A 12,388-nucleotide genomic window follows, 5' to 3' on the forward strand; every position below is an offset into this window, starting at 1 on the left:
CGGGATGGGCCGGATGGGCCGGACACGTCGGACGAACGGGGAAGCGGGGGGAAGGCGTTGGACATCCTGACCGAGGCGCTGAGCTCGATGCGGACGGGGCAGCCCACGTCCGTACGCACCGAGGGCCGCGCCCCCTGGGGCCTGCGCCTCCCCCCGGTCGCCGGGGCCGGGTTCCACGTGGTGCTGTACGGGACGTGCTGGCTGGTCCCGCTGGAGGACGCGCCCGGCGCGGAGCCGATCGCGCTCAGCCCCGGCGACGTGGTCTTCCTGCGCGACGGCCGCGGCCACATCCTCGCCGACCACCCCGCCACCCCGGCCGAGACCGAGCGGCCCGACCAGTACCGGCCGGGTTCACCGATCGGCATGGTCACCCTGGGCGGCGACGGCCCCCGCACCAGCCTGCTGTGCGGCAACTACCACCTCGACCAGGGGCGTCCGCACCCGCTGGTCCGCCAACTGCCGGCGGTCATCCACCTGCCCACCCGGCACGGCCGCCACCCCGAGCTCAGCGCGGCGGTCCAACTCCTCGGCACCGAGCTGGAGAAGCCGCGGATCGGTTCGGCCGGGATCGTCCCCGCGCTGATCGACTCGCTGCTCCTCTACATCCTGCGCGCCTGGTTCGAGGACCAGCCCCCCGCGGCGGCCGCCGGCTGGGCCGCCGCGCTCGGCGACTCCGCCGTCGCCCCGGCGCTGACCGCCATCCACGAGGCCCCCGCGGCGCCGTGGACCGTCGAGTCGCTGGCCGACCGGGTCGGGCTCTCCCGTGCGGCCTTCGCCCGCCGCTTCAGCACGCTCGTCGGCGAACCGCCGATGGCCTATCTGACCCGCTGGCGCCTGACCACGGCGGCGACCCTGCTGCGCGAGTCCGAGGCCCCGCTGACCACCGTCGCCGCCCGGACCGGCTACGGCTCCGAGTACGCCTTCGCCAAGGCCTTCAAGCGCGAGTACGGGCAGCCGCCCGGCAGTTACCGCCGCACCGCCCGCGCCGCGTGAGGCCGGCGGCCGCCACGGCCGTGCCCGCCGCCCGCCGCCCGCTGTGGCGCAGGCGGCGGGCGGCGGGACATGACTGGACGTCAGCTCAGCGTCGCCAGGGCCGACACGTCGTACGGCTTCAGCTCGTCGAAGCGGCCGGCGAGGACCTTCGCCGCCCACTGCGGGTCCTGGAGCAGCGCCCGGCCGACGGCGACCAGGTCGAACTCGTCGCGCTCCAGCCGGTCGAGGAGGTTGTCGATGCCCTGCACGGTGGCACCCTCACCCGCGAAGCTGCGGATGACGTCACCGTCGAGTCCGACCGAGCCGACGGTGATCGCGGGCCGCCCCGTGAGCTTCCTGGTCCAGCCCGCCAGGTTCAGGTCCGAGCCCTCGAACTCCGGCAGCCAGTAGCGGCGGGTGGAGGCGTGGAAGACGTCGACGCCGGCCTCGGCGAGCGGGGTCAGGATGTCCGCCAGCTCCTCCGGGCTCTCCGCGAGCCTGGCCTCGTAGGCCTCCTGCTTCCACTGCGAGTAGCGGAAGACCACCGGGAACTCCGGCGAGACCACCTCCCGGACGGCGGCCACGATCTCGGCCGCGAACTTCGTCCGGGCGACCGGGTCGCCGCCGTAGGCGTCCGTCCGCCGGTTCGTCCCCGCCCAGAGGAACTGGTCGAGCAGGTAGCCGTGGGCGCCGTGCAGCTCGATACCGTCGAAGCCGATCCGCTCGGCGGCCGCGGCGGCCTCGGCGAAGGCGCCGATGACATCGTCCAGGTCGCTCCTGGTCATCGCCCTGCCGGTGCCCTCGGTACCGTCGATCCGCAGGCCGGAGGGGCCGACGGCGGGGGCGTCGGCGAACGGCGGCTCGCCCTGCTTGCGCACCATGCCGATGTGCCACAGCTGCGGCATGATCGTGCCGCCCGCCGCGTGCACGGCCGCGGCGACCTCGGCCCACCCCGCCAGCTGCTCCTCCCCGTGGAACCGCGGCACCCGGTCGCTCTGCCCGGCCGACTCGTGGCCGATGTACGTCCCCTCGGTGAGGATCAGCCCCACCCCGGCGGCGGCCCGCCGGGCGTAGTACGCCCGTACGTCCTCGCCGGGCACGCCGCCCGGCGAGAACTGGCGCGTCATCGGCGCCATCACGATGCGGTTGGGGACGGTCAGCCCGTTCAGCTCGACGGGCCGTGCGAGCAGCTCGGCCGCACGGGAGGCGGAGGACGCGGTGCTGGTCATGGGGTTCCCTCGTGGTCGGACGGCGGGTGCGATGTTCAGGTGTCAACCACTGCGTCGGTCCCTCCATTTCGCCCACCCGGCAAGCGGGCCTGTGATCCGGGCCACTGCGGCGCCCGGTGCGACCGGAGCGCCGGGCTTGTCGGGCGTGCCGGGCCGGGGGCGGAAACGCGCGGTGCCGCCCCCGGAAGGGCGGCACCGCGCGACCTCGTACCGGGGCGTCCGTCAGACGTGTCAGAGGTGTCAGAGGTGTCAGAGGTGTCAGACGTGCACGACGGGGGCCGGGTCGGTGGCCGTTGCCCCGGTCGCCCCGGTTGCCTTCGGTGCCGTCGCCGGCTTCTCCAGCCGCAGCGCCACGAGCGCGGTGAGCGCGATCCCGGTCGCGGCCAGGTACACCGCGGTACGCAGCCCGTCGGCGCTGGCGGCGCGCAGTGCGTCGCCCGAAAGGCCCTCGCCGACCGGGGAGTTGGCGACGGCCACCAGGAGTGCGAGGCCGACCGCCCCGCCGACCTGCTGGCTCGTGGAGGCGACACCCGAGGCGATGCCCTGCTCCCGCGCCGGGACCCCGAGCGCGGCAGCGCCGAACATCAGGGTGTACCCGGCACCCTGGCCGAGGCCCAGAACGACCAGCCCGGGGACGAGTGTCCCGTACGAGCCGTCGGTGGACATGGTGGCCCCGACGAGCACGGCACCCCCACCGCCGAGGAGCAGGGCCGCGACGAGGACGGGACGGATGCCGAACCGGGTCGCCAGCCGCCCGGCGGTCTGCGACCCCACGGCGATGGCGGCCATCGGGACGAGGAAGGCGAGGCCGGTGCTCAGCGCGTCGTAGCCGTGCACGCTCTGGAAGTACACGGTGAGGAAGTACAGCAGGGTGCCGAACGTCGCCATGTAGAGGAAGGTCACCAGGGTGCCGGTCGCGAGGTTCCGGTTGCCGAACAGGCGCAGCGGCAGCAGCGGATCGGCGCTGCGGCGCTCGATCGCGACGAAGGCCGCGAGCAGGGCGGCGCCCACCGCCGTGGCGGTCAGCACGACCGGGGAGGTCCAGCCGGACTCCGGGCCCTGGACGAGCGCGAAGACCAGGGCGGTACTGCCGACGGTCGAGGTGGCCGCACCGGCCAGGTCGAACGAGCGGCCGGCGGCGCGGGGCAGGTCGGGAGCGATCAGCACGAAGGCCAGCAGCGCGGCGGCGCCCGCCAGCGGGACGTTGACGAAGAACACCGAGGCCCAGCCGAACGACTCCGTCAGGACGCCCCCGAGCAGCGACCCGAGGATCATCCCGCTGCCGCCGGCGGTGCCCCAGACGGCGAACGCCCGGTTGCGGTCCCTGCCTTCGGCGAAGCTCGTGGACACCAGGGTGAGCGTGGCGGGGAAGAGGAACGCGCCCCCGGCCCCCTGGACCGCCCGCGCGGCGACGAGCAGGCCGGGCCCGGTCGCGAGCCCGCCGAGCAGGGAGGCCCCGGCGTACAGCGCGAGCCCGAGCGCGAACATCCGGCGCGGCCCGAACAGGTCGCTCGCCCGCCCGCCGAGCAGCAGGAACCCGCCGAACGCGACGGCGTATCCGCTGACCACCCACTGCAGGCTCTGCGGCGAGAAGCCGAGCGAGGAGCCGATGTCCGGCAGGGCGACGTACACGATGTTGTAGTCGATCGAGATGATCAGCTGGGCGAACGCGAGCAGCGCCAGCGTGAGACCGAGACGCGCGGACGTGGGCGCGGGGCTGGACGAAGGCATGGCGAAGCCTGCTTTCGAGTAGGGGGCCGGAAGGACGACAGCACGGCCGCCACCCACACCTCCGGGCGCCTCGTGCTGCTCACACCAATGAATCTAGGACCCCCAGAGACCTCTCATATGGTGCACTCCACCACCCGTTCCATGGGTCAATTCCCGGGGCCGGTCCACCGGTGGACGACGTCGGCCCACGGCATGACGAAGGCCCCGACCCGCTGGACGATTGATGCCAAGGGCTCGCCGGCACGCATGGCGGGAGGGAGGGAGTCCAGGGGTCGGTTGTGACGCCTGACCCGGACTCCCCCGCGGCCGCACGCTGCGTGAAGACCGACGACCTGCTGAAGGGATCGCCGCAGCCGCCGCCGTGGCGTCCCGAGGCCGGGATCGCGTCCCCGGCTGTGCGATGCCAAGCCGGACACGCCCCGCTGCCATCCGCAGAGGCTCCCGTCGGCAACCGTGGTGGAACACCCTCGTCAGGGGCGTTCAAAGACCTGGAGCGCTCCACCGACGGAGAAGCAGAGGGCGCCGGTGAGGGTTCCCCAGTTAGCGATCGTGGCGTTGACCAGGCTGCCGGTGCTTGGCCGAGTGAAGGCGGCCAGTGCCGAGACCATGAAGAGTACGGAACCGAGCTGGTTCACCGCGATGATCCACCAGCCCAGGCTCCGTGATCGGACGCAGGGCCGCGTGCGATGACAGATCTCGACGAAGGCCAGGTGCCCGGAAACCAGGAACAGCACGCAACCGACGACATCGGGTGCCCAGATCAGCCTGTTGACCTGCTGAACGGTGAGCCCCTGCAGGAAGGAGTCCAGCAGGTTGACCGCGAACACCAGCGTTCCCGAGAGGAGCACCGCCGTACTGAGCCACCCGACGTTCATCGGCTCGTACCTCCACCAGCTCCAGGGGGGTGTGATCAGCGGATCCGGTGCCCCTGAGTGGCGAGGAGCGTTGACGACCTGGAGCAGCGCGGCGTAGCCACCCGTGGTGAAGAAGAGGCCCCCTGCGAAGTAGATGCACGCGCTCAGGGTCGGATCGCCGGACCCGAACTGGGCGACCGCGGAGCCGACCGCGAACAGGGCGCCCCCGACGACGAAGGCGACCGAGGCGATGGTGTTGAGCTTGCGCAGCCGGCCGAGTCCCACGGCGTCGGCGCCCGCCGTCATGCTCGCCGGCCCCTGGCCGGCGCATACGGCGAGCACGCCGCGTCGGCGCGCCGATCGGGATTCCCAAACCGTCGTTCTCCCCCCGGGGAGAACCCAGGTGCGCCGGGTAACGAACGGTCCGGCGCCCTCCACGTGCTGCTCAACTCTTCGCACGGGACCGAGCGTAATCATCGCGTCGCATGGCACTCGGGAAGTACGGAACGCCATTCGGCTGACTCGGGCGCGGGAAGCCCCCCGGCGTCGTCTGGGACGATCGCCGCGGGCCCGCACGGCCACAAGTACGCGATCGACGCGGCAGTGGCCCGCACCGTGAGGCGTGGGTGCCGACGGCTCTGGTGCACGACGCAGTTGCCCAGGCGGTCAACTACCTGGGGGTCTGGATGAGAACCGGCAGCGTCTGCGCGAGGAGTTCGGCATCGAGGCGCGCCGCGCGAGTGTGCCCGTACTCATTGTCGCCCCAGCGCTCCAGGCCCAGGTTCCCGAAGAGGAGATCAATGAGGCTCTTCGGACGCTCAACACCCGCCTGAGCCGAGTAGAGGCGCTCACCTACAAGGAACTCATCGACAATGCGGAGCGCTCTGCCGGCGGCGCGTCGGATTCGCCGTCCCTGGCGGCAGCTTCGGAGAGTGATCGGAGCAACCGAAGCGAGGGTGAGGGCAGCCGCAGGGGTAGAAGCGACGATGGCCCGGACCGCTGTGCGGTCCGGGCCAGCTGCCGACGGAGGATATGAGATTCGAACTCGTGAGCGGTTCCCCACCACGCTTTCCAAATGCTCGTCTGGGCGTCCAGAGGCGGCCGTAAACGTCCTGACCTGCGTTGGAGTGGCCTGCTTTCCGGGCCCTGAACGGCGCTGAACGGGGGTGAATGCAACCAGAACTGCAACCAAGGCGGAGTGCCACTCTGGCCGCTCGCCCGCTCCCGAGCCATGTACCGGTGGTAAGCGGCAGACCAACAGTGCGCGCCTCCAGCACGCGCGGAAGCCCGGGCCGGGCAGGGTGACCAGGGTGTCGGCGGTGACGGCGAACGGTGCCCGGCCGCGGGAACGGACCGTCTCGGCGAACGCGAGGAAGTCCGGGTCGGCAACCCGGTTGTGCATGACGGCCAGCAGCAGGCCGCGTTCGCGGGCGAGGTGGACGAGGTCGAGGGCGTCGGGCAGGTTCAGGGCCAGCGGCTTCTCGGTCAGGACGTGCAGGCCCTGGGCGAGCGCCGACCGGCTGACGGGGTAGTGGAGTTCGGGTGGGGTGAGGGGCTCGTGGGGGACAGAGAAATGCCTTCCCAGCAGGTGCCGAAAATCTATGCCCTCTGGAGTAGACATTGCCGTGCGCTGTGACTAGTGTTTCTCTCGTAGCAAGCGGTCGAGAAGGGCTCGCCAGACACGAACTGGCGGGTAGCAGTGCAGAAGTTCCAGCAGTACGGCAGTTCGTAGGCCGGAACGATCGCAGGGTCCTGAAGCCAGAGTTCGTGCAGTAGGGCGACAGGACCAGCGGCCGGGCCGGGTGGCCCGCAGGTATCGGGGGCCGCCACCGAGCGGTACCGCAGTTCATCAGGAGCAGTGCGCAGTAGTTGTGCAGTGCGCGGGACACGCCGGGTACGTGGGCGTGAAGTAGGTAACGCAGAAGGCGGCACGGTAGCGGAGTCCCGAAGCCAGAGTAGGTGCGTTACGGCGACGGGATTGGCGGCCGGGCCCGGTGGCCCGTAGTGATCAGGGGCCACCACCAAGTGGTACCGCGATAAGCGCAGGTGTAGTACCAGCAGGTGAAGGTGAGTCGCAGTCACCAGTGGTTGAAGTTCGCAAGGTCTCAGCAAAGGCGCCGGACTGCGGGCGCGCGTGCTGGGTAATCCGGGCAGTGGGGTTCCAAGCCGAAGCGGTTGAGCAGGATCGGCGACGGGGCTGGCTGCCGGAGAGGTGGGCCGGTACGGACACCGCAGAAGTACCAGTGCAGGTGCGATCGAAGTACCCGCAGGTGCAGTTCGCAGGATGCCAGTGATGTCGAGGAAGAGACGGAGGGCACAAGCGCCATCAGGATCGCCCGGCCCGTGAGCAGAAGTTTCGTCCGGGCGGACACCGCAGACCCCTCAAGGCACGAAGGACGGTGGTTTCCGGTCACGCATACGCGATCCCCGCAATCCTCCTCCCCCGAGGAGTTGCGAACACAAGGACCGGCCCAGGGTCGGTAGATGGTGAGTTGTTCCCCTTCGGGGCCCCGGAGCCGTAATGGCACCGGGGCCCCTCCACGCGTCCCCGGAACCCAGAATCAGAAGAGGTGCAGTGACCACGACCATCCAGCGTCCCACCCCACCGGACACCGTCGGCTCCAGCCTCGACGATGACGACTACCCCGCCTACACGATGGGCCGCGCTGCCGAGATGACCGGCACCACCGCGGGCTTCCTGCGCGTCCTCGGGGAGCACGGCCTCATCACTCCTCTGCGCTCCGAGGGCGGGCATCGCCGTTTCTCCCGCTACCAGCTGCGGATCGCGATGCGCGCCCGCGACCTTGTCGACCAGGGCACCGCCGTCGACGCAGCCTGCCGCATCATCATCCTCGAAGATCAGCTCGAAGAAGCCCTGCGCATCAACGAGCAGCTCCGCGAAGGGCGCCCAAGCGGACAGCCTCCCGCCGCCGACACCTGACCTGCAGGTCTTCTCTTCGCCGTTGCTCCCCGGCTGCGCGCGGTTGCCCGGCCGCGCTTCGGGGCGCCGGGCAGGGCGGTATGCAGGGTCTTGGAGTCCACCCCAGGGCCGTTGATCCGTTCCGTCCGGGTTCATGACGCGTGCCCTGCGGCGTGGGTCCGGCCCGGGTTTGCGCCCGTCGGCCGGCCTGCGCCCGCGCGCTCCCACTCCTCGGACCGCCGGGGCCGCCATGTAGTGGGAACCGGATCACTTGGCCCGGCGGGCAGCAGCCGACTTTAGGCATGCCTGCCGCTTTCTCCGGCTGGTCGGCGGCGCGGTGAGATGCGCAGCGCGGTTGTGGCTGGGCGCGTTGCCGGCTTGGCCTTGAACGCCTCCGCCGCAGCTGTGACGCCTACGGTGCCCCGGGGCGCTGGAGCTTTCCGGGTCCGGCGGGCGGCCGGGGTTCATTGCTGTCCGGCCTCCGGCTGGCACCGCCGAGCTGCTCTAGCGTGCGAGGAAGGCCGTCACGGTCTTGCCGCCGGACGGACCCGGGGTGACCGTGGTGGCGCGGGCGAGGCGGTTGACCATGGGCCAGCCGAAGCCGCCGGCGGCGCCGTCGAGGTCGGGGCCACGCATGCGGGGGGACTGGAGGCTGGGGTCGTCGACGGCTACCTCAATGCTGTCCGGACGCTCGGTCAGGTTGAGGGTGCAGATTCCACCGCCGTGGCGCAGGGCGTTGGTGACGAGCTCGGAGACGACCAGGACCGCGGTGTCGGCGGCCTCGGCTGCGAGCGGGTGCACGAGGCCGTCGAGGAAGACCCGGGTGCTCTCGGGGGCACCCGCGACGCAGGCGGTGGAACGGGCTGATGTGACGTTGACGCTCATCGTGCCCATCAGGCTCACCCTGGTCTCTGGATCGTCACGGCCCGGTCTGCCCGGCTCTCCTTCCCCGCTCTGCGGCCCTCAACCCGGTGAAGGGCCGTTTCACCGCAGAGCACGCGGAACCTGTCGGTGCCGCGAAAATGCCGGGCGCGCGGTCCTAGGCGGTGAGCAGGCCGATGGCGTGGCCGTCATGGTCGACGACCGGCCAGGCGTCGAGGCCGCGGGCGCGCATGGCTTCGGTCGCGGCGGCGGCAAGCATGTCAGCGGTGGCGAACGGGCCGCGGTCGTGGAGGATGTCGCGGACCGGGGTGCGTTCGGTGTACCAGGAGCGGGCTTGGAACGGTGCGAGGTGCAGGCGGGTCAGCAGGCCGGCGCAGCGGCCGTCCTCATCGCGGACCAGGAGGTGGTCGGCGCCGGAGCTGAGAAGGATGTCCATGGCCTTGTCGGCCGTGGCATCGTCGCTGATCTGCAGGCCGGGATGCTGCATGAGCTCCCCGGCTGTGGCGGTGTTGGTGGGGCGTTCCAGGGTGATGCTCACGGGAGGTTCCTTCGTGTCGGTCCCGTCAGTGACGGCGGCGATCCGGGCCGCGGTGGCGGCTCGGGGGCCGGTCCGGCAGGTGCGGGTAGCGGCGTCGGGTACTGGTGCGGGTGCAGGTGACCCATCGCGGGGTGGGTGTGCCCCGCTCCGAGTGGCGGAGCGGGGCACACCCACCGTCGACTACGCGGCGAGAGCGACGCGGCTGGGCGCTGCCGGGCGGCTGCTGGCGGTCTGTGCGCTGCGTCCCGTGCTGGGACGGCTGCGGCGGCCGCGACTCGTGGACTGGCTGCGGCGGGGGCGCTCGGCGACGGGGGCGGCGATCACGGTGGGGATGCCGGTGGGTGTGCGGGCGCCGGTGATGCGGGCCAGGTCCTCGTCGCCGGCGCTGACGCGGGTGGTGACGGGGGTGATGGCGGCCGTGGTCATCATGCGGGTCATCTCGCGGCGCTGGTTGGGCAGGACGAGGGTGACGACGGTGCCGGACTCCCCGGCGCGGGCGGTGCGGCCGCCCCGGTGCAGGTAGTCCTTGTGGTCGGCCGGCGGGTCGAGGTTGACGACCAGGTCGAGCCCGTCGACGTGGATGCCCCGGGCGGCGACGTTGGTCGCGATCAGCGCCGTGACCTGGCCGGTGCGGAACTGCTCCAGGGTTCGGGTGCGCTGGGGCTGGGACTTGCCGCCGTGCAGGGCCGCGGCCTTCACCCCGTTCGCGAGCAGGTCCTCCACGAGCCGGTCGGCGCCGTGCTTGGTGTCGATGAACATGATCACCCCGCCGTCGCGGGAGGCGATGTGGGCGATGGTGGCGTTCTTGTCGAAGTTCTGCACGTGGAGGACGTGGTGCTCCATGGTGCTGACCGCTCCGGCGGACGGGTCGACCGAGTGGGTGACCGGGTCCTTGAGGAAGCGTCGGACCAGGCGGTCGACGTTTCGGTCCAGGGTGGCGGAGAACAGCATCGTCTGGCAGTCTTCGGCGACCTGGTCGAGGAGTTCGGTGACCTGGGGAAGGAAGCCCATGTCGGCCATCTGGTCGGCCTCGTCGAGGACCGTGATGCCGACTCCGTCGAGCTGGCAGTCGCCGCGCTGAATCAGGTCCTTGAGCCGGCCGGGGGTGGCCACCACGACCTCCGCGCCGTGATTCAACGTTTTGGCTTGGCGGCTGATCGACATCCCGCCGACCACGGCAGCCATCCGCAGCCGAACCGCGTGGGCGAACGGGGTGAGGGCGTCGGTGACCTGCTGCGCGAGTTCGCGGGTGGGCACCAGCACCAGGGCCAGCGGGCGGCGCGGCTCGGCCTTGCGTCCGGCGGTGCGGGCCAGCACGGCGAGGCCGAACGCGATGGTCTTGCCGGAGCCGGTTCGGCCCCGGCCGAGGACGTCGCGGCCGGCCAGCGAGTTCGGCAGCGTCGCGGCCTGGATCGGGAACGGCGCGGTGACGCCCTGGCGGGTCAGGACCGACAGCAGCGCCTTCGGCATGTCGAGTTCGTCGAAGGACTCGACAGCCGGCAGGGCCGGGGTGGTGCTGATCGGCATCGCGAACTCGCCCTGCGGAGACGAGCTCTGACGGGCGCTGCGGCCGCCGGAGGGGCGATCGCCGTAGAAGGAGCTGCCACCTGACCGGGACCTGGAGCCGCTGCCACCACCGGAGCGGGAGGAGGCCGAGGAGCGGGAGTTGGTGTTCTGGTACGAGGATCGACTGGAGCGGTTCATGGGAAACCTTCCTGGCGGCACGTCGCAAGGCGGCTCCGCAGCGCGGGGCGCCGGCAGGAGGCCGCGGGGGAACGGGCCGTAAGTGTGGAGAGCGGGGCGTGGACGGTGAAACCGTGCGGCACGTCACCTCAGGTCGGCGCTCACCGCGGGGCGGGAGCGAAGATCCTCGAACCGTGGGATGTCACGGCAGGGCGCCGATCCGGACGCGACGCTGTGCGTCTCGCGTGGGGATGGCCACCGGTGGCGGAGCCAAGGGGGCCTGAACGGCCAGGATGGGGCGCGTTGGTGCAATGCCGAGGGGCCCGCACCGGGCATGTACGCGGTGCGGGCCCCTCGCTGCTAGGCGGGTGCCGTGGCAGAAACTACAGCGGACGAATGTTCTCGGCCTGCGGGCCCTTCTGGCCCTGCGTGACGTCGAACTCGACCTTCTGGCCCTCGAGCAGCTCACGGAAGCCGTTGGCGTTGATGTTCGAGTAGTGGGCGAAGACGTCAGCGCCGCCACCGTCCTGCTCGATGAAGCCGAAGCCCTTTTCCGCGTTGAACCACTTCACAGTGCCATTAGCCATAAAGAAATCTCCTTCAAGGGGCTGTCCGAAACACGCACAGCGCGCGCTCCGAGTCGCCGCGATGAGCACCCACCCGGGGAAGAGCCGGGAAACAAAAAATGCGCCTGCGATACATCAGCAGGCGCACACAAAGTTCATGGGAACCACTACTGCAACTAAGGAGACTCTAGCAGGCCCGGGCCCGCCGCGGGCGGATATTTCGCCCCCGGTTCCCCTGCCGTCCTTCACGGAGGCCGCCGACCGCAAGGTCGCAGGACCTTCAACGTGCCACGCCAGGAGCATGGTTGGGCGTGCACCGCAGCACTGCAGGCGCCCGCCCCCCGTTGGCCCGGACAGGCGAGTCGCGCGGGCCCGAGCACCCGCCGCGCCCAGCCGTCCCACGCGCCCAGCCGTCCCGGTGGTGGCGACACACCTCTTTCGCCGGAACCATCAGTGATCATCGCGGGATGTGTGCGCGAAATTCCTGCCACGGCCCAGGAATCGATTGCACCGAAAGGCGCCGCTCTCCCGATTTTCGGCGCATACTGCAGGGGATGCCGAAATATGTAGCAGTTCGCCGCGTCCTGCCCACCAGCCCCTTCAAGGCCCGGATCGAAGCGCCACGGAAGCACTTCGTCGTCGGCGACCGCGTCACCCACGACCAGTACGGCCTCGGCCGGGCCATCGGGGTCGAAGGCGACAGCGACATCGCGGTACTCGTCGACTTCGGATCGCGGCAGGAGCGCATCACCCAGCCCTACGCCGCGATGTTCAAACTCTGACCCACCCAATGCGCGCCGTTCTCAGCCTGGCGTGCGTCGCACCACCCGCGGTAGCGACCCTGCCGTACACCCCTGGGCCGCCGCGCCGGTGCGCCGTTCGGGGGAGGAGCGCTCCGGCCGGGTCGAACGGGCGTCCGCCTCTACGGCCTGGGGCTGTACCCAAGGCTGCTGAACTGGATGGAGCCCGGGCGAAGACCTGGTCGGACCCACCCTCCATGCCCGCCCGCATCC

Annotated in this window: 11 protein-coding genes; 3 read left to right on the forward strand and 8 right to left on the reverse strand. The window is 71.1% G+C overall.

Annotation, left to right across the window (positions count from 1 at the left end; all coding sequences use genetic code 11):
- Window positions 1-57: 57 nt before the first annotated feature.
- Entirely contained in the window at window positions 58-993 is a 936-nt protein-coding gene (locus ABZ497_RS09085; protein ID WP_359804095.1) for an AraC family transcriptional regulator, read from the forward strand.
- A gap of 80 nt (window positions 994-1,073) precedes the next feature.
- On the opposite strand, the gene ABZ497_RS09090 is transcribed toward ABZ497_RS09085, so the two are convergent.
- The 4 genes from ABZ497_RS09090 to ABZ497_RS09105 all read right to left on the reverse strand — a co-directional run bounded on the left by ABZ497_RS09090 (window position 1,074) and on the right by ABZ497_RS09105 (window position 6,407).
- Window positions 1,074-2,201, reverse strand: a complete 1,128-nt coding sequence (locus ABZ497_RS09090) for an NADH:flavin oxidoreductase (protein ID WP_359804096.1) — start codon at window positions 2,199-2,201, stop codon at window positions 1,074-1,076.
- Window positions 2,202-2,459: 258 nt separating this feature from the next.
- Window positions 2,460-3,932 (reverse strand): MFS transporter, encoded by a 1,473-nt coding sequence (locus ABZ497_RS09095; protein ID WP_359804097.1) that lies wholly within the window; start codon window positions 3,930-3,932, stop codon window positions 2,460-2,462.
- 470 nt (window positions 3,933-4,402) lie between these two features.
- Window positions 4,403-5,245, reverse strand: coding sequence for a hypothetical protein (locus tag ABZ497_RS09100; RefSeq protein WP_359804098.1), 843 nt, complete (start codon window positions 5,243-5,245; stop codon window positions 4,403-4,405).
- A gap of 211 nt (window positions 5,246-5,456) precedes the next feature.
- Window positions 5,457-6,407, reverse strand: coding sequence for a Gfo/Idh/MocA family oxidoreductase (locus ABZ497_RS09105; protein ID WP_359804099.1), 951 nt, complete (start codon window positions 6,405-6,407; stop codon window positions 5,457-5,459).
- 1,035 nt (window positions 6,408-7,442) lie between these two features.
- Here ABZ497_RS09105 and ABZ497_RS09110 point away from each other — a divergent pair.
- On the forward strand, window positions 7,443-7,727 hold the full coding sequence (locus tag ABZ497_RS09110) for a MerR family transcriptional regulator (protein WP_359804181.1): 285 nt from the start codon (window positions 7,443-7,445) through the stop codon (window positions 7,725-7,727).
- Between the two features lie 483 nt (window positions 7,728-8,210).
- Here ABZ497_RS09110 and ABZ497_RS09115 read toward each other — a convergent pair whose 3' ends face one another.
- The 4 genes from ABZ497_RS09115 to ABZ497_RS09130 form a co-directional block, all read right to left on the reverse strand.
- Window positions 8,211-8,600: an ATP-binding protein gene (locus ABZ497_RS09115; protein WP_359804100.1), complete on the reverse strand. Its 390-nt coding sequence runs from the start codon at window positions 8,598-8,600 to the stop codon at window positions 8,211-8,213.
- A 145-nt stretch (window positions 8,601-8,745) separates the two neighbouring features.
- Window positions 8,746-9,126, reverse strand: a complete 381-nt coding sequence (locus ABZ497_RS09120) for a CBS domain-containing protein (RefSeq protein WP_359804101.1) — start codon at window positions 9,124-9,126, stop codon at window positions 8,746-8,748.
- A 180-nt stretch (window positions 9,127-9,306) separates the two neighbouring features.
- Window positions 9,307-10,830, reverse strand: coding sequence for a DEAD/DEAH box helicase (locus ABZ497_RS09125; RefSeq protein ID WP_359804102.1), 1,524 nt, complete (start codon window positions 10,828-10,830; stop codon window positions 9,307-9,309).
- A gap of 362 nt (window positions 10,831-11,192) precedes the next feature.
- Window positions 11,193-11,396, reverse strand: a complete 204-nt coding sequence (locus ABZ497_RS09130; protein ID WP_099897249.1) for a cold-shock protein — start codon at window positions 11,394-11,396, stop codon at window positions 11,193-11,195.
- A gap of 533 nt (window positions 11,397-11,929) precedes the next feature.
- Between ABZ497_RS09130 and ABZ497_RS09135 the strand changes: the two genes are divergently transcribed.
- Window positions 11,930-12,157 carry a hypothetical protein gene (locus ABZ497_RS09135; RefSeq protein WP_359804103.1) on the forward strand — a complete coding sequence of 76 codons (228 nt, stop codon included), beginning with the start codon at window positions 11,930-11,932 and terminating at the stop codon, window positions 12,155-12,157.
- The last annotated feature ends 231 nt before the right edge of the window (window positions 12,158-12,388 follow it).

This window comes from Kitasatospora sp. NPDC005751, from assembly GCF_040630835.1.
Classification (GTDB): domain Bacteria; phylum Actinomycetota; class Actinomycetes; order Streptomycetales; family Streptomycetaceae; genus Kitasatospora.

Coding starts and splice junctions, on each gene's coding strand:
- ABZ497_RS09115 (WP_359804100.1), bottom strand. CDS start 8,600: ATGGGCACGATGAGCGTCAACGTCACATCAGCCCGTTCCACCGCCTGC.
- ABZ497_RS09135 (WP_359804103.1), top strand. CDS start 11,930: ATGCCGAAATATGTAGCAGTTCGCCGCGTCCTGCCCACCAGCCCCTTC.
- ABZ497_RS09095 (WP_359804097.1), bottom strand. CDS start 3,932: ATGCCTTCGTCCAGCCCCGCGCCCACGTCCGCGCGTCTCGGTCTCACG.
- ABZ497_RS09130 (WP_099897249.1), bottom strand. CDS start 11,396: ATGGCTAATGGCACTGTGAAGTGGTTCAACGCGGAAAAGGGCTTCGGC.
- ABZ497_RS09090 (WP_359804096.1), bottom strand. CDS start 2,201: ATGACCAGCACCGCGTCCTCCGCCTCCCGTGCGGCCGAGCTGCTCGCA.
- ABZ497_RS09105 (WP_359804099.1), bottom strand. CDS start 6,407: ATGTCTACTCCAGAGGGCATAGATTTTCGGCACCTGCTGGGAAGGCAT.
- ABZ497_RS09110 (WP_359804181.1), top strand. CDS start 7,443: ATGGGCCGCGCTGCCGAGATGACCGGCACCACCGCGGGCTTCCTGCGC.
- ABZ497_RS09125 (WP_359804102.1), bottom strand. CDS start 10,830: ATGAACCGCTCCAGTCGATCCTCGTACCAGAACACCAACTCCCGCTCC.